The sequence below is a fragment of the Staphylococcus cohnii subsp. cohnii genome (assembly GCF_002902365.1).
Classification (GTDB): domain Bacteria; phylum Bacillota; class Bacilli; order Staphylococcales; family Staphylococcaceae; genus Staphylococcus; species Staphylococcus cohnii.
The window spans coordinates 45563-63401 of sequence record NZ_PPQC01000014.1 but is presented as its reverse complement, the minus strand read 5'-3'; the positions used below and the strand labels follow the sequence as shown (position 1 = coordinate 63401).

Annotated in this window: 17 protein-coding genes; 9 read left to right on the top strand and 8 right to left on the bottom strand. The window is 33.1% G+C overall.

Going from position 1 to position 17839, the window contains the following annotated elements; genetic code table 11:
* The first annotated feature begins 196 nt into the window (after window positions 1-196).
* Complete coding sequence (locus tag CD032_RS02440) at window positions 197-685, top strand: hypothetical protein (protein WP_019469919.1); 489 nt, start codon at window positions 197-199, stop codon at window positions 683-685.
* Between the two features lie 202 nt (window positions 686-887).
* Here the strand turns inward: CD032_RS02440 and CD032_RS12995 are convergent, their stop codons facing one another.
* Window positions 888-1055 carry a hypothetical protein gene (locus CD032_RS12995; protein ID WP_019469920.1) on the bottom strand — a complete coding sequence of 56 codons (168 nt, stop codon included), beginning with the start codon at window positions 1053-1055 and terminating at the stop codon, window positions 888-890.
* 149 nt (window positions 1056-1204) lie between these two features.
* Window positions 1205-1417 carry a hypothetical protein gene (locus CD032_RS02435; protein ID WP_019469921.1) on the bottom strand — a complete coding sequence of 71 codons (213 nt, stop codon included), beginning with the start codon at window positions 1415-1417 and terminating at the stop codon, window positions 1205-1207.
* A gap of 188 nt (window positions 1418-1605) precedes the next feature.
* Here CD032_RS02435 and CD032_RS02430 point away from each other — a divergent pair, with 188 nt between their 5' ends.
* The 3 genes from CD032_RS02430 (at window position 1606) to CD032_RS02425 (ending at window position 3031) form a co-directional block, all read left to right on the top strand.
* Window positions 1606-1800: a hypothetical protein gene (locus CD032_RS02430; protein ID WP_019469922.1), complete on the top strand. Its 195-nt coding sequence runs from the start codon at window positions 1606-1608 to the stop codon at window positions 1798-1800.
* A gap of 171 nt (window positions 1801-1971) precedes the next feature.
* A complete protein-coding gene (locus CD032_RS12990) occupies window positions 1972-2133 on the top strand; it encodes a hypothetical protein (protein WP_019469923.1) in 162 nt (53 codons plus the stop codon).
* 592 nt (window positions 2134-2725) lie between these two features.
* The gene (locus CD032_RS02425) at window positions 2726-3031 is read left to right on the top strand and encodes a hypothetical protein (RefSeq protein ID WP_019469924.1); all 306 of its coding nucleotides are present in this window, start codon (window positions 2726-2728) and stop codon (window positions 3029-3031) included.
* 127 nt (window positions 3032-3158) lie between these two features.
* Here CD032_RS02425 and CD032_RS02420 read toward each other — a convergent pair whose 3' ends face one another.
* On the bottom strand, window positions 3159-3575 hold the full coding sequence (locus CD032_RS02420; protein WP_019469925.1) for a YxeA family protein: 417 nt from the start codon (window positions 3573-3575) through the stop codon (window positions 3159-3161).
* A 343-nt stretch (window positions 3576-3918) separates the two neighbouring features.
* On the opposite strand from CD032_RS02420, the gene cspD reads away from it, so the two are divergent.
* Window positions 3919-4119 carry a cold-shock protein CspD gene (cspD, locus tag CD032_RS02415; RefSeq protein WP_019469926.1) on the top strand — a complete coding sequence of 67 codons (201 nt, stop codon included), beginning with the start codon at window positions 3919-3921 and terminating at the stop codon, window positions 4117-4119.
* Window positions 4120-4695: 576 nt separating this feature from the next.
* Here the strand turns inward: cspD and CD032_RS02410 are convergent.
* Window positions 4696-6132: an MDR family MFS transporter gene (locus CD032_RS02410; RefSeq protein WP_103211148.1), complete on the bottom strand. Its 1437-nt coding sequence runs from the start codon at window positions 6130-6132 to the stop codon at window positions 4696-4698.
* 252 nt (window positions 6133-6384) lie between these two features.
* The gene (locus tag CD032_RS02405) at window positions 6385-8004 is read right to left on the bottom strand and encodes a PucR family transcriptional regulator (RefSeq protein ID WP_103211147.1); all 1620 of its coding nucleotides are present in this window, start codon (window positions 8002-8004) and stop codon (window positions 6385-6387) included.
* Between the two features lie 316 nt (window positions 8005-8320).
* Between CD032_RS02405 and allW the strand changes: the two genes are divergently transcribed.
* From allW to CD032_RS02390, 3 genes are all read left to right on the top strand, one after another.
* Window positions 8321-9811, top strand: coding sequence for an allantoin permease (gene allW / locus CD032_RS02400; protein ID WP_019469929.1), 1491 nt, complete (start codon window positions 8321-8323; stop codon window positions 9809-9811).
* On the top strand, window positions 9801-11162 hold the full coding sequence (allB, locus tag CD032_RS02395; protein WP_019469930.1) for an allantoinase AllB: 1362 nt from the start codon (window positions 9801-9803) through the stop codon (window positions 11160-11162). The genes allW and allB overlap by 11 nt, the downstream gene beginning before the upstream one ends.
* Before the next feature lie 734 nt (window positions 11163-11896).
* Window positions 11897-13243, top strand: a complete 1347-nt coding sequence (locus CD032_RS02390) for an alanine/glycine:cation symporter family protein (RefSeq protein WP_046467721.1) — start codon at window positions 11897-11899, stop codon at window positions 13241-13243.
* A gap of 125 nt (window positions 13244-13368) precedes the next feature.
* On the opposite strand, the gene CD032_RS02385 is transcribed toward CD032_RS02390, so the two are convergent.
* The 3 genes from CD032_RS02385 to CD032_RS02375 all read right to left on the bottom strand — a co-directional run bounded on the left by CD032_RS02385 (window position 13369) and on the right by CD032_RS02375 (window position 16315).
* Window positions 13369-13956, bottom strand: a complete 588-nt coding sequence (locus tag CD032_RS02385; protein ID WP_019469931.1) for a histidine phosphatase family protein — start codon at window positions 13954-13956, stop codon at window positions 13369-13371.
* Window positions 13957-14222: 266 nt separating this feature from the next.
* On the bottom strand, window positions 14223-15473 hold the full coding sequence (locus CD032_RS02380) for a M20 family metallo-hydrolase (protein ID WP_040029837.1): 1251 nt from the start codon (window positions 15471-15473) through the stop codon (window positions 14223-14225).
* Complete coding sequence (locus tag CD032_RS02375; RefSeq protein WP_019469933.1) at window positions 15473-16315, bottom strand: alpha/beta hydrolase; 843 nt, start codon at window positions 16313-16315, stop codon at window positions 15473-15475. Before CD032_RS02375 ends, CD032_RS02380 begins: the two co-directional genes overlap by 1 nt.
* A gap of 174 nt (window positions 16316-16489) precedes the next feature.
* On the opposite strand from CD032_RS02375, the gene allC reads away from it, so the two are divergent.
* Complete coding sequence (allC, locus tag CD032_RS02370; RefSeq protein WP_019469934.1) at window positions 16490-17722, top strand: allantoate deiminase; 1233 nt, start codon at window positions 16490-16492, stop codon at window positions 17720-17722.
* The last annotated feature ends 117 nt before the right edge of the window (window positions 17723-17839 follow it).

Here is a 17839-nt window from a genome sequence, read left to right as displayed (position 1 = left end):
ACGAATAAATGCAATAATATAGTGATTAGTAATCCCCCGCAAGTATTCGTTATTAATTTATAAAATATATTGTATACATACAACAGATAACTTCTTGGTAGTTAATGAAAATTTTATATTACGAAAATTCACTTTAACAGTAAAAGTGAGTGAGATATTAATATTACAATAACTTGATTAGAAAGGAAGTTTTAAAATGAAAAAGGTACTATTATCTACAGCTTTATTAATGTCAGTTGTACAATTTAGCAGTCAAGGGGCAAATGGTGAAGAGATTCCTCATGGTATTTTGCATAAGGATGGAAGATTTACAGAGCCAAATGTGTTTCCACATAAAGATATAGCAGAGGTTGAAGAGCCAAAAGAATTAGAAGATGCTACGAATGAATTTAATCATAAATCTAATAGTGAGACATCCTTGCACAATAATGCAGTAAATGAAAAATTAAAAGATGAAGGTGGTTTAAACCCTAAAAATCCAGGAGCAGAAAGTAAGCGATTTAATAAAAATCAGCAGTTAGACGCTTCAAAAAATAGCGTGAAGCACAATGCAATAAAAGAATTACCTGATACAGGCATGATTTCAGATAATAGAACACTAACCATTTTTTTAGCCAGTATCTCATTGATTGCGGGTAGTTTATTTTTATGTAAACGTGTTAATTTTAAAGTTTTTCAAAAATAAGACATTTTAGGTATTACTTTTGTGATAATCTTACAGTGATGTCATTTTGAATAGCATTAACCATAACAGAAATATTATGATGTGAATGTAGTCACAATCGTTTACTTTCCATAAGATAGTCATAGCTGAAACATTATTATGTTTCAGCTTTTGTTTTTATTACAAGTATAGTTTTATTTAAATATTTACCTATACAATAAGCTTAGGACTGAGACTTCATTTTATTGTAAAGAATACCCACGCCACAGCTGCTGTATCCTAATTGGTAATCAAACTTAATGATTTCGATATAAGGATTTTCTTCTAAGAATTCATTAACCTTCTTGTTTAGGCCTTTTTCTGTCATAGCCGTTAAATTTACAAATTTCATACGATGACTCCTTTGCTATTTTTTGTGTTTATTATATTATACAGTATATAAAAACATACTTTTTACAGTTCGAGTTTTAATTCAACTATATCATTTCTCATTTATGGTAGAAGATCATCTTATTTTGATTATTACTCAATTCAAATTTATTAGAACAAATTTGAATTGAGTAATAATAGATAAAAGCCTGTTGCCATAACTGCAAACAAACACCACATAAAGCGGCATTGTTTACCATTCATTGCTGCCGTACCTTCGTTTTCAGCTCGTCTAATAAGTTTGATATGTAAAAGTATTGTTGAATTTGAAGCATATACAAAAACGAAAATAATACCTAAAAGTGTAAGTAAAAATAGTTGCACAATACCCCTCCAACTTTATGATAGCTAACCCATATAATTTTTAAAAATAATCATATACAATGTTAATTATAAAATAACACATATGTTTTTATGTTGTAATAAAAATTAAAATTTATTTCGATATTTATTCTTTAAAAAACTTGTGGTACGATGTGGAATAAATCAGATGATATCTTGGAGGGCGAACCATGGCTATTATATTGTTGAGCATTGTTTTGATCGTTAATTTTGTTGAAGCGTTGTATTTAGGAATCAAATTTATTCGGTTGAAAATGCGTAATGCACCAGATCAAGCGTATAAAGATTTAGTGAGTTCTCCATTTTGGTTAATGTCACTCATTATTTCGATTATATTATTTGTGATTGCATACATATTGAGTTGAAAAACTTTAAGTGTGGTTAAGAGGGACTTGACTGTGTTTTGTAAATGAAAAGTTATTGTATTTGTGACGCCAAATTTTTTAAAACTCTACAACAGACTGTCTTTATTTCTTTTTAAATGAATTTTAGTATAGGAATAATGTAAATTAATATAGCGAAAAGGAAGTAATCCAATGAAACTTTCATCTATATTAATCAGTATTATAACTGGTTTGCTTATGTTTTTAGTGACGTTTTATACTAGCAATCATGCTGTTATACCATCATTAGTTATGGGAATTGTCGGTTTAATAACAAATATATGGATTGGTATTGACGCAAAAAAACGATTATAAGCGTTGAAATGATAGAAAAATATTAGAAGTATCAAAGACTGGGGCAAATGTTGTCTCAGTCTTTACTATATTATTGATTCATGAAACGTTAGTCAAAAGCGAGATAGATTATATCATATAGCGATTTTTATTTTTATGGACGCTATTGTTGTGATATTGCTCTCAAAACTTATGAATCTGTTTCATGGATAGTCAATTTCATCTTATACCCAAAGAATATAATGCATTATAATAGTATAAAATAATGAAATGTTTTGAAAAATTTTAAAAAGGATAGATATAAAATAGGTTCATTATAAGGGGATGAGGTATATGATTTCGGTGTTTTTATGGACGATATAGAAAATTGGTGCCATTTTGTCGATTTTTTATATCGTTTTATTAAATTATAAGTATAAATAAGAATTATCTAAATTAAAGTTTAAAATATAATTTCAGGGTATAGATGTAATATATAACTTTTGGAGTAATTTTAATTCATTGTAAGTGGTATGACTTGATTTATTGTTTTAAGTTTAGGGGTCAAAAAGTTAACTTGATATCATGTAACCTTAATTTGAGATGGATTTGGTGAATGAAATGGGGGATTCGAATGGTTAATGATTACAATAAAGATATAAAAATAGATAGAACTGATGAAATGCGTTCAGATGAAATTTCTAAAATGATTGAAGAGGGTGGACTAGGTGCTGATCAGTATTATGTTATAGATAAGTATCAGCCCAACCATAAGAGATTAGTAGAAAATATTGATCAATTTCGACAAGAATTAGTTCAAATGAATAATGATGATTTAGTAGATATTTTGATTATTAACACTCAAGAAAATACAAGTTCTAAGTATAGCCAAGCATTAATGATTATTAAGCATGAAATAGTCAAAAGAATGAATAACTAAGGCGTAGTCACTAAATCATTACAAACAAAGCGCGCAAGTTAGAAAGTTATATTTTGAAAATAAATATTTCTAACTTGCGCGCTTTTTATATTATCAGCACATTAAAGTGACTTTTTTATTAAGTGAATTATTTAAGTTGATTTAATGCTTTTTTAGGTACTTTATCTTTAGATACTTCTTCATAACTTTGGACATGACCAAGTTCGGTATCTAATTTTAAGAAATGATCTGTTTTTAATGGTTTTTCACCAAAACCATTAAAATCTAAGTGTCTTTTTTCACCTTTTTTATTATAGCCATCTTGCTTATAATTATATGTGACAAAAGATTCTCCTTTATCATCTTTATCGTGTTCAACTTTTGTTGGTTTTTGAGTTTTTACGTAATATGCTTCATTAGTAATGAGGGGGTTTAATTTGGCAAAACTAACGATGTCAGGATTGTCTGCGTTTTTTTCTGCGTAAACTTTCCAGCCAAAAAGACCGATAAGAACAATGACAATGATAATAAAGATGCTTAGAAGTACTTTTATAAATCTGTTCATACTTATTACCTCCTTAAAGTAACTATCTATAATGTAAAAGTTGTTTGCATCGTTTGCTATATTTTTAAATTACAAAAAAGCATTTTAATATAACAATTTTGTCATTTTTTCATTAGTGATTAAATAGTATATATTCACTAATGGATTATATTACTAAAAATAAAGTGCAAAATATATTTTTTTGAAAATAGGGGTATACAAAGGTCGAATTATTCGTTATACTAGGTATTAAGTAATTTAGTTCGTGAAATTGATTTGTAGTTTTATTCTTTTGAATTTACTCCTTTTGATTTTTTAGACAGATTACAAATTTTTGTGCAAAAGCACTTGGAGGATTTTTATTATGAATAACGGTACAGTTAAATGGTTTAACTCAGAAAAAGGTTTTGGTTTTATCGAAGTAGAAGGCGGAAACGATGTATTCGTACACTTCTCAGCAATTAACCAAGACGGCTACAAATCATTAGAAGAAGGACAAGCTGTTGAATTCGAAATCGTTGAAGGCGACCGCGGACCTCAAGCAGCTAACGTTATTAAATTATAATAACGCATAAAAAAGACGAGCAACGCTCGTCTTTTTTTATTTGTCTTAAAATCAATATTTGAAATTATATGTGTGTATTCACTTTTAAAGGTGCAAATTCAAAGTCAACTTGTTAGTTGTTGCTGCGGATTTGCACCTATTTTTTGTTTTTTACTACCAATAAAATATTAATTACTCTTGAAAAATTGCTTAGCATTAATACATCATTGAAGCTAATCTTATAAAAGAATGGTAATAGCCACAAACAGCAACATAAAAATTAATTTTGGATGTATGCATGTAGAATAATTTTTAACATCATTTTGAGTTGAAATAGAGCCTTTTTTTAAAGTACGTCAATGAGAAATTACATATGAATATGTTGTATTTTGGCGAGACTCTTAAGGGGACAGGACAAGCTGAAGACTACAGGCTTAAGCTGTCCCCTAAGAAAGTGAGACAACAATACGAAATATTGAATAATAAAATAGCTATGAAGAAATCTATCGTCATAGATTTCTTCATAGCTAATCTTAGTAAGTTTTTCACCGTTCGAGTTGTTTAAGCATTGCTACTTTCACTTAAATAGATTTAAAATTATACTTCATGCGTATTTTCCGCTTTGTTTTTTGTTTTTATCAGTAGTAGTGTTAATATAAAACCAATAATTAATAAAAGCGTCGTGAATGCAAATGCTGCGTCAACACCTTGGACGGTCGCTTGTTGTGCAATGTCTGTTTTGGACTGATTTTCACTTGGAACATAGTTTGTACGAACAATTGCCATAATTGTAATCATAATGGCAGTACCAATCGCACCTGCAATAATTCTTAAAGAATTGATGATCGCAGTACCATGTGAAATATTTTTGCTTTCTAATGCGTTAATACCAATTGTATTCAGTGGCATTATAATCAATGCTACAGCAAACATTCTTATTGCGTAAATAACGACAATATACCAATAAGGTGTCTCTGACGTTAAGAAACAATGTAGAATTGTCATAAAAATTAACAGTATAAATCCAGGAATCGCCAATACTTTCAAGCCATATTTGTCATATATTTTCCCTGTATAGACGGACATGAATGCGTTGACTACTGCACCTGGTAAGATAACAAGACCTGACAGAATTGCAGATAGACCTAAGCCTGATTGGACATAAATTGGAATCAATAATGCTGGGCCTACAATTCCGATAAATAATACCATAGATGCAAATGCAGATAGTGAAAATGTACGATTTGTAAATACGCGCATATTTAATAGCGGATTATCGATTCTAATTTGTCTTGTTACGAAAATGGTAACAATTAAGATTCCCACAATAAGTGAAATAATAACGATTGGTGATGTGAAACCTAAGTTGCCTGCGCTACTAAAGCCGTAAAGCATTAAACCAAAGCCTAATGTTGAATATATAACAGAGGTTTTGTCTAATTGTGTATGTTTGGTTTCGTTATTACTTTCTACAAATATCGCACCTACAATAAATGCAATAATCGCAATAAAAGCTACCACAATAAATGGTGCTCGCCAGCTAAATGTATCAATTAAAAACCCAGTTAAGGTTGGTCCGATTGCTGGTGCTGATTGTGCTACTATACCGGTAAGTCCCATTGCAAATCCACGTTTCTCAGAAGGGAACAGTGTGAAAACAGTGAATTGCATAAGCGGTAAGAGTATACCTGCGCCAATAGCTTGAATCACACGTGCAAACATGAGTAAGCCAAATGTAGGCGAAAGTGCTGCAATGATCGAACCAATGAGGAACGCACTCATAGAAAAAATATAGAGTGGTCTTGTATGAAATCGATCCATGAGAAAGGCTGTTAGTGGAATCATGATGCCATTCACTAACATAAAACCTGTAATTAACCATTGAGCAGTTGTATCAGTTATTTCTAATCCCGTAATAATTGCTGGTAGTGCGGTATTAAGCAATGTTTGATTTAGCATCGCTACAAAAGCACTACTTAGCATAACTAATATAATCGTATTTCTTTTTTTATTAGATATAACATTCTCCGACATTATAAACGCATCTCCTTTTTATAACATCCCATCGATAAATTTTAATTATTTTAAGTTAGCAAAGCAAACCATTCGGTTTAAAAAATTAATATTTTTTACAAAGGATTTCTAGAAAAAATTAATGAATAGATGATTTAGGTCGGAATACATTGTATTAAAGGTGTCACAGGTCAGTGATGTTCAATTAATGAAAAAGCTACGCTGTTTGCATGGTTGTGCAAACAGCGTAGCTTTTTGAAATAGATTGAGCACCTAATCGAAACTAATCATTTCAGATACATATAAAGCGATACGTATATTTAATGAATGGACAGGGTCTTCAATATTTGTGCCAATCATATTACTACATTTATTGATTCTATATTTCACTGTATTTCTGTGTATAAATATTTTATCTGCCGTTTTAGTTATATCGCATTGATTATCCATATACACTTTTAAAGTTTGTTTTAATTCCAAATCTTTTTTTTGTTTTGGATAACTCAGTGTGCCCAAAGTATGTTTAACGAAAGGTAATAACTTTTCTTGAGGTATAAGTTGCAATAACTCTTGGATATCTTTGGAATGATATTGTGAGATAAATGCTTTTGCGTTATTTAACAATTCATTTTCAAAGGCTTCATTAGCTTCAAAAAAGGAAGATGGTAACTGTGTAAATTCTGTTACTTCATTGCCAATGCCAAATGAAATCGTATCATCAAAGTACTCGCTATAACTTTGCTGTATTTTTTTAAGGTATTCAAAATAATATTCGTGACGATTTTGTATGAGTATCGCAAAACGATCGTTACTAGGTAATTTATAAACACTAATATAAGAATCAATATCGGTTAATTTATGCTTTAACCAAAGGAATGTGAGATGGTGCCGTTCATTTAAGTAATAACTATTTTCTAAATTATTTTTAGTATCAATACCGCAAATGATAATTTGATAATAGTCAGAAGGATAAATATAATATTGTCTTAATAAATCAGCATGCTTTTTAATCGAAAGGGTTTGATCGTTTTGATTATTGACCAATGATTCGAAAAATCGATTAATATCATTTTCTTCGGCCTCTTGTATTTTGGTGTTTTTGTATAGGGCGAAACTCAACACACTGACCACTTGTTCGAGTGTTAATAAACTAAATGGATAGGAAAGCTTATTAACTTGAGAAACCATTAAATAGTAAGGGAAGTATGTGTAGCCTAATACTTTGAAGATTACATGATCTTTATTCTCAAAGACGAGGTTATTTTTATCATATGTTAGCGCATCTTGATAATGGTTCATGAAATATTTGGTATGTTCAGTCATTAGGGCATTACCTTGTCTATAATGACGACTGTATGCTTCAGGTGCTTTGAATGGGTCAAATAGAATGATAGGTACGCCTAGTAATTTGCTCATGCGATCAATCATTGTATCAATACTGAAACCTTTGATTAATAATTGATTTAATTCTTGTTGTACTTGTAATGCATAATTTAGCTTTCCTGTTTCAGAATCTGAAATAAATGAAGAAATTTCATGTGTAATTTCACCTAGATTCCAACTTTCTGGTATCTCAATTAATGGAAATTCGATAGCATCCGCAAAATCAATGACATCTTGATTGATTTCATGCAAAAATCTTGAAACTTTGATGCCAAGTCCAGCAGTGTTTATATCATTCAAATCTTTAATTAACTTTTTCAAGTTATCTTGATTATCTTGAAATAAGACACCAGTTGTTAAGATAAATGAATTATTTGAAGTGAAATGCTTAATATCATTATTCTCAGTAATATCCAAATTGGTTACTTCTGCTGATAAATCTCCGTTGCTATTTAACAATTTTAAGCCTTTAAATTGGGGAACGGATAAAATTTCATTTAGGGTAGTCATAATTATGTCCTCCGCTTCTAATTTACACAATCACTCGTTATGAAAATGCATAAAAAATATCTAATAATAAATTCTATTTGTCTGTATTTATCTTAAAAAGCAGCTTTTTTGTCAATTCGTGATAACGATTGTTCAAAATGCTCAAAAAATTTAGTGTATATCGTTAATTATACATTTATTTTGTCCGATTCCTATAATTTTATTGCATAGAAATGTCATTAATAACAAAGAAAAACGCTTACACTCGTACTACACTTATAACTGAAGATTATACATTTAGTTATTAGCTTATTAAAGTAAAGGAGATATCAATAGAATGGGAAGACAGCAGAACAATGTGGCATTATCACAGGCGGTTTTCGAAAAGCGCGGTTATAATAAAGATATAATGCCAAAGACACCGACACAAAGAAATAACTCCGCATTTAACTTTTTTACACTATGGATGGGTGCTGTACATAATATACCTAACTATACTGCAGTTGGGGGATTCTTATTAATAGGTCTATCGCCATTACAAGTAATATTTGCATTAATATTAAGTTCTTTTGTAATCGCTTTATTATTGGTAAGTAATGGTTATGCTGGTTCTAAATACGGTATTCCATTTGCTATGCATTTACGTCATACATATGGTGATGTAGGCGCGAAGTTACCCGGTATCCTACGTGGTGTTGTCGCAGGTATCGCTTGGTTTGGTCTGCAAACATTTGCGGGGTCACAAGCACTATTAATACTATTAAATAAAATATTCCCTGGTTTTGCGGATATTGGACAAGGCATATCGATACTTGGTATTTCTGTTCCAGGTCTCATTGCATTTTTAATATTTTGGGCTATTAGTTTTGCGATTGGATTTGGTGGTGGAGATATTTTAAATAAATTCACAGCTATATTAAATCCACTTATTTATATTGTTTTTGGTGGTATGGCTATCTGGGGCGTTATGGCTGCTGGTGGCGTTGGAAATATTTTAGATTATGAAATTTCTACAAAATCTAGCGGTATCATTTACCCAGCGATTTTATCCTTTATTTTAATTATCAACTCGCTTTTAGGCGTGTGGGCTGGTCCTGGTGCGAGTGTCTCTGATTTTACACAAAACGCAAAATCAACTAAGACACAGGTGGTTGGTCAAATTTCAGGTATCGTGGTTGCGCACATTTTATTCGCGATTGCGAGTGTGTTTATCATTATTGGTGGTTCAATTTATCTCGGTCATCAAGAGTGGAACATCTTAACAATTATTAATGAGTGGAGCAACTTTTGGGCTATTCTGATATCTACTGGCGTGTTATTAATGACGACGATTTCGACAAATGCGACAAGTAATATCATTCCAGCAGCGTACCAACTCACTGCACTTTTACCAAAATGGATTAATTACCGTCGTGGCGTAATTATTGCCTCGGTATTGAGTATAGTCATTATGCCGTGGAAGATGATGGAAGAAGAAGATAGCATTTTCTTATTCTTAAACGCGATAGGTGCTATTCTTGGTCCGGTAGCAGGTGTAATGACTGTTCATTTCTATATTGTGTCTAAATGTCACATTGATATAGATAAGTTGTATTTTGATTTGAAAGATAAAGAGCACAAAATACCACGTATTAATATTTCTGCATACGTCGGAACGATTGCTGGTGTTATCGTTTCACTATTAGGATTTTTACCAGCATTCACAGTGATATCAGACTTTTCTTGGTTTATAGGCTTTGTCATTGCCGGTGGTGTTTACTTAATTTTACATTATGTATTCCATGCAGAAAGAAGAAAAAAAGGAGGAGCAGATTATAATGAAGTATGATTTGATTATTAAGAATGGTTTAGTCATTTTAGAAGACGGGGAGCAACAAGTTGAAGTTGGTGTTAAAAACGGTAAAATTGCCGCAATTGGTCAAGCATTGGGAGAAGCTGAGCAAGTCATTGACGCACAAAATCAAATTGTTTCACCTGGAATGGTGGATGCACATGTGCATATTACTGAGCCAGGTGGTGGCTATCGTGACGGTTGGGAAGGTTATGTTACAGGAACAAATGCTGCTGCTAAAGGTGGCGTAACTTCATTTGTAGAAATGCCATTAAACCAAGTTCCAGCTACAACTGACAAAGCATCTATCCAAGCTAAATTTGACGCTGGGAAAGATGAATTATCAGTAGATGTCGCAAGTTATGGTGGTTTAGTACCATATAACTTAAATGGAGGTATTCAAGAATTAGATGAAGCGGGTGTTGTGGCTTATAAAGCTTTCTTAGCTACTTGTGGTGATCGTTCTTTCGAAGGAGACTTTGAAAATGTTGACGATTATTCATTATATGAAGGCATGAAGCAAATTGCTAAGACTGGTAAAATTTTATCAATCCATTCTGAAAATGCGGCCATCACTGACCGATTAGGTGAAATCGCAAAAGAAAATGGTGAAACGACATTAAGTGCTTACGTGGATAGTCGTCCAGTATTTACAGAAGTTGAACCAATTCGCAAAATCATTTTATTCGCTAAAGAAACGGGCTGTCGTGTGCACATTGTACACGTTGCTTGTGAAGAAGGCGTTGATGAAGTCATCAAAGCACAACAAGAAGGTGTAGACATTACTTGTGAGACATGTACACACTACTTGTACTTCTATAAAGAAGAATTAGATGACATTGGACCAGTTGTTAAATGTTCTCCACCAATCCGTGAACAATCTCGCTTAGAAGGAATGTGGGATCGTGTATTAAACGGTGATATTAGTTTTGTAACATCTGATCATTCACCTTGTACACCAGACTTAAAAGATACTGACAATGCATTTGAAGCATGGGGTGGTATTGCTGGGTTACAAAACAACGTAGATATTTTATTCGACGAAGGTGTTCAAAAACGTCAAATGTCATTAACAAAATTCGCTGACATTATTGCGACAGCACCTGCTAAACGCTTTGGTTTAGATGCAAAAGGCAGTATTGCAATTGGTAAAGATGCTGACTTCGTATTTATTAAACCTGACGCACCGTATACTTTACAAGCTGAAGATTTAGCTTATCGTAACAAAATGAGTCCATATATTGGACGTGAAATTGGTGCTCAAGTAACACGTACAATTTTAAGAGGACAAGAAATTTATAGTGATGAAGCAGGTATTTCAGATAAACGTATTGGACGTTTTATCTAAAAATTTCTTAAAAAAAGACTGAAGTAAAAACATTGAAACATAAAAGCAAGAACAAAAGGACTAATCCATTTATTAACTGGATTAGTCTAGACTGTCGACAGAGTCTCCGACTTTGTTGGCAGTTTTTTTATGCACGCTTTCCGTGGGCACTGCCTTAGCCATCAGTCTTCGGCTAGTGCTATTCCCGCAGGAGTCGGCATAAATCACTGCCAATATTAAATTGAAAACATATATAAATTAAACAGTGATGGTGTTTATGATGTTGAATAAATCAATTGAAAAAAAGATCAATATGAAATGAGTTCTATCTCTAAATTAGTCTTTAATAATCATTTATTGCATAAATTTGATGCGATATTAGATTTAAATTTTATATAAGAACTTGTCGAAGACAAATATTGACTTGATAATGGTAGACCATCTATAGAATCAATTGTTTTAGTGATAATATTGCATATTCAAAGACTATTTGTTAACAAATCAATGTGACAAATGATTAAAGAAATAGAAACAAATGTTGCATACCAATGATATTTAAAATATAGCTGAAGATTTAAGATTTGTTTTCATAAGCTCTGAACTCGGTTTGAGTGAGCAACTCTAGGGAATAATATTACATATTACATTTATTTAGTGTCTACATAGCTCATTTTTATAGCGTTTTGTGATTAAAGTCATAAGATTTTTATCACAACGGATGGTGAGATGCTTTAAAAACAAAGGGGTTGTAAAATTTGGAAAAATTAATTTCTTTTTCGGATTGGTTATGGGGTTATCCACTTGTACTTCTACTTTTGTTTGCAAGTGTATTTTTGACAGTCTATTTAAATTTTATTCAATTTCGTCATTTTTTCTATATGCTCAAGCAAACATTTGGAAGTGTTAATAAAAAACCCAAAGGGGAAGGGACAATTACACCTCGTCAGGCTTTGACCTCTGCGCTATCTTCAACTGTAGGTGCAGCTAATATTGTTGGGGTGCCTACAGCGATTATGATGGGGGGACCTGGTGCGGTATTTTGGATGATGGTTATTGCTTTTTTAGGTATGGCTTTAAAATTTAGTGAGAATGTCTTAGGTGTCCACTATCGTGAGAAAAATAAAAAAGGTGAATTTGTGGGCGGCCCGACTTATTACATGAAAAAAGGTTTTAAAAACAAGAAGTTAGGTACAGTTTTTTCTTTGATATTTGCCTTTGCATTGATGATTGAAATTATTCCAAGTATTATGGTTCAAGGTCATTCTGCAGCGAGCACTATGAAAGATACATTTAACGTACCTATGGCAGTTTCTGGCGTTATATTAGCATTTCTTGCTGCGCTTGTCGTTTTTGGTGGTGTGAAACGTATCGCATCGTTTGCTGAAAAAATTGTGCCAATCATGGTTGGCCTTTACTGTTTTTTTGGTTTTTTAATCATTTTGATGAATATTGGACATGTGCCTAATGTTATTTGGTTAGTGGTAGAACAGGCATTTAATCCTACGGCAGCTGTTGGAGGTACATTTGGTGCAGCGTTAGCTACTACAATTCGTTGGGGCTTTGCTAGAGGGATTTATTCTAATGAAGCTGGTCTTGGTACATCATCCATCGCGCATGCAGCCGCAAAAACGGATCACCCAGTTCGCCAAGCATTCTGGGGCATTAGTGAGATCGTAGTAGATACATTGATTATTTGTAGCACGACTGGTTTTGTGGTTTTAGTTTCAGGTGTTTGGAAAGCGAGTGATGCGAAAGCGCAGTCTGCAGCGCTAACAGCCAGAGCGTTTGAAAATTCTTTTGGCCAATTTGGAAGTATGATGGTCTCTATTTCAATGATGTTTTTCGTATTTTCGACCGTTGTGGTAGTCATTTTCTACGGATCGAGAATGGCAGAGTTTTTATTTGGACTTACGGCAGGTTGGGTGATGAAAACAATATATGTGCTTTCAATGATAGTGGGTGCGTTAGGTGCGGCACAACAATTGTGGGACTTGCTTGATTTGGCACTTGCTGCCGTATTGATTCCAAACGTTATCGCAGTGATAATGTTATCGCCAAAAGTGAAATCGTTAACTACAGATTTCTTTAAAAATTATAAGTAAAGTTAGTGAATATAAAAAGTACCAAACCTCATACCTGTCATTACTAAAAGGAAAATATTGGGTTTAACTTTTAGTATGATGAATCATGGATGAGCGTTATGGTACTTTTAATTGTTTATAAATAGTTATGATTTTGGGTTCTGAGCTGGTAAGTGATGTGTCGTGTTATAGTCTAGGATGTGCGTGTGGTTGTTGTTAATTTCTAAAGTGCTGAAACTACCATTGGTTAGTTTAGTAACACCTGTGCCGACTGTCCCATTAGAAAAGTAGTGAAATATAGCATTAATAAAGGCACCATGAGAGACAATCAAAATATTTTTATTTGTGTAATTCTGATGTACAGTATGAATCCCCTTTAAAAAACGTTCAGTAACCATTGCTTCAGTTTCTTTGTTTGGATAATCGCGATTAGGAAAACGCACATCTCGTTCGTAATAAGTAAGACCTTCTGCATCTCCAAATGCAACTTCAATAAACGATGTCATTTCGTGAAGTGGTATGTTTAATTTTTGTTGAATAATTTGTCCAGTTTCTTTAGCTCTTAATAAAGGGCTTGTAATAATAAGATCCCATTCATTTTGAAGTAATGAAATGCCACAAGCTTGTGCTTGTTTTATGCCAGACTCATTCAGTGGGATGTCTGTTCTACCTTGTAATTTACCAGCAATATTCCAGTCTGTTTCTCCATGCCTAATAAAGCGTATTTTTGTCATTATATATCAACCTTTACAGTGATGTGTTTTCAGCAACATCTCTATTATAACGCTAACAGTTTTCTATTCATATGGTATTGCATAATTTGAAATGGCATCTATCTATAGATGATAGTCACACACAAGTCGGTGTTAAATGATAAAACGCATATCATTGAGTGTTAGATTCAAAAAATTATGTGCTTATGAATTGATAATAATGGATGTGACTATACTAAAAGTTTTACCTTCATAATAGTAATTGATTGGTCAAAAGCCAATGTACATTATGCGTCCAATACTGTGTCCACTTTTGCTAATTCAATCGTTGTTGCTATCATCACATTAATTCCTTTTTCGATTTGACTATCAGTTACAGATTCTTTTGGGGAGTGGCTAATGCCATTTTTACACGGGATAAAAATCATACTCGTAGGACAAATGGGCGCAAAATTCATAGCATCATAGCCAGCACCACTATACATATAGCGATATTGGTATGCTAGTGTCTTACAACTGTGTTCAGAAATCTTAGCAATTGTTTGATTGAATTTACGTGGTTGATCCTGACCTAAATCTTCTAATACATAATCTGCTTGACGATTTGTTGTAATGGTTTCGATGTGTACTTTCATCTCTTCGACTACTTTTTCACGAATAGATTTATCTTTACCTCGAATATCGATGAGTAGTGTGACCTCACCAGGTATTGCATTCATTGTATTAGGATAAACGTTGGCATAACCTACAGTCGTTACTATCCCCTTATCATGGTAAGCCTGACCTAAGGCTTCGATTTTTAAAATGACTTCAGCAGCAGTAGTTAAAGCATCTGTGCGCATCGGCATAGGTGTTGATCCTGAGTGACTTGTAACGCCAGCTATTTGTAACTTGAAGCGGTGTGGTGCAGCAATGTCTGTAACGATGCCAATATCCTTTTGATTATTTTCAAGAATAGGACCCTGTTCAATATGTAACTCTAAAAATGCTTTGATTTTGTTTCTTTCAAATAATGCTGTTTTACCGTTCATATCTTGAGCTAAAGGTGCAACGATATCATAAAGTACGTTGTCATCATTATCTTTGATGAATTTCATATCATCTTTTGCCATTTTGCCAGTAAGATATTTACTACCTAAAGTTGCTTCGTTGAAACGTGTAGATTCTTCGCAAGCAAAAGCAATAATGATAATTGGATGATCTGTTTCTATGTGATGTGCGTTTAGATGTTCGACAACTTCAAGTGCACCAAGTACACCTAAAAGACCATCATATTGTCCACCATCTTTTACTGTATCGATATGTGATCCTAACACAATTGGCTTTAAAGAAGGCTGCTTTCCCTCTCTACGTGCGATAACGTTACCAAAGAAATCAAAGTAAACATCTAGACCCGCCTTTTGACATAACATTGAAAATTTTAAAGCCGCGACACGTTCTGGATGACTAAAAGCAATGCGGTTAATACCGCCATTCTTAGGATTTCTGGCAAAGTTATTAAACGTTTGAAAATTTTCTATTACATTTTGTAAGTTCATCATTGATCCCCTTCGATATTCAGTTTAATTTGATTCAAGAATTGAATCGCTTGTTCATATATTGCTTTACTAGTGGGGGTAACTTCACGATCAAAATCATGGCTGTCTAGCTCTAAACGTACGAAGTGACTCGTTTCAATTAATTTATCTATATATTCACTTTCACTATAAGGTACATCAGGGTCTCCTGTACAGTGTACAATGAACATAGGAGGGAAATTTTTCAATTCTTGTGGTGTGACATTATAAGTGCTTTGTGTAGATGATTGAATTCCTAAATAGGACATCCAACGTGCTTGACCACGCGCATATAAGTAAATTGGATATCTTGTTTGTAACGGTGCAGATGTTAATGGTTTAGGTTGAATCAATTGATTTAATATTTTTGGTGTAATTTGTGTAGATAATGCTTGATATTGCTTATTTGGTTTCAAAAAGGCAGGTACATGTACACGGGAATAACCATAGAAATCAATGATACCATCAACTTTACGATGACGTGCGACAAGCATCGCTAAAAATGCGCCGGCTGAACGTCCAAAAGTAATCAAAGGTAACGAAGGATAAAGCGACTTTAAATAATCGTAGTTACTCAGTGCATCCTCAATAATCGTATCAATATGACTTTCTGGAGCAAGTCGATAGGAAACCATTATTAAGTGATATGATTCCGATAAAATATCTATATATGCTTGCGGTAAATCGTTTGGTTGCCCAAAAATGAGTCCACCCCCATGAAAATACATAATGATACCTTTAGGGCTTTGGTTTTTAGCTTTTATCATTGAATAAGGTAATGAAAATCCATCCTTTGATAGACAAGTAGCTTGTTGTTGAGTCAAATTGACCTAGCCTCCTATTAGATATATTTTGCTAAATATAGTATCTCAAATAAAAAATACCATGTATTTGTATAAATCGAATAAAAGTAAAGAACATTATTGTTAGAATTGTGAATGATAAGTCATATGTAAACGCTTATAATTGTATGTGAAATGAAAAAGGAGTTGAATTACATGGACATCCGATCTTCTTTTGAGGCTCTAGACAAAAAATTTACTGCGTTTGGCGGTTTGACTGGTGGGGGCATCACGCGTCTACTTTATTCTAAAGAATGGTCAAATGCTGTTCAAGCATTGAAAGAAACACTAGAAAAAGATGGATTTGAAACAGAATTCGATAGCATAGGCAACTTGAAAGGACGTATTGAAGGTAGCAAATACCCAGAAGAAACAATTATGTCCGGTTCTCATATTGACACAGTTGTTGAAGGTGGTCATTTAGATGGTCAATTTGGTGTGTTAGCAGCTGTTGTTGCGATGCAGTCACTTAAAGCTGAATATGGTCAGCCATTACGTTCATTAGAAATTTTAGCTTTAGCAGAAGAGGAAGGTAGCCGTTTCCCATTTGCTTTCTGGGGAAGCAAAAACTTTTTTAACTTAGCTGATAAGGCTGATGTTGATTCAATTGCTGATGGTGAAGGTGTTGCTTTTAAAGAAGCAATGCGGGAATGTGGTTTTGATTATCGAACAGCAGATAATGATTATAGTTACATAAAATCATTTATCGAAGTGCATATTGAACAAGGTAAAGTATTGGAAACTGAAAACAAATCAATTGGTGTCGTTAACGGTATCGTTGGTCAGAAGCGTTATACAATCAACTTAAAAGGTGAAGCAAACCATGCAGGTACAACACCGATGGGCTTGAGAAATGATGCAGTTGTAGCTTTCAGCAAAATCGCTAACCAATTAACTGATCGTGCGCGAGAAATAGGGGATCCATTAGTCATTACATTTGGCCGCGTAGATCCAGTGCCAAATACAGTTAATGTAGTTCCAGGAGAAGTTACGTTCTCTATTGATTGTCGTCATATTAATCAAGATGAGTTAAATCAATTTGCAGAAGAAATTGATGCATGTATTAAACGTGTATCTGAAGAAGAAGGCGTGCAATGTGACATTGATTTATGGATGGATGAAGCACCGACATCGATGGATGAACGCTTGGTTAAAGAAGTTCAGAATGCTGCTGAAACTGTAGTGGGTGAATCAGAGTGGAAATTAATGCCTTCTGGTGCAGGTCACGATTCTCAAATTTTTGCTAAATATGTACCAACTTCAATGTTGTTTGTACCATCTATTAACGGTGTGAGTCACAACGTTGAAGAAGAGACAAATGTAGAAGATTTAGTTAAAGGTATCGAAGTGTTAAAACAAGTATTATATAAACTTGCTTATAAAGAATAATACTTGGTCATAGACAACTAGAACAACATCATTGAGCTATATAAATAAAATAAGCATGGTTCAACAAACTTTTTATAGAGATAAGCATAAAAGATTTTAAATACAGATAAAGAAAAG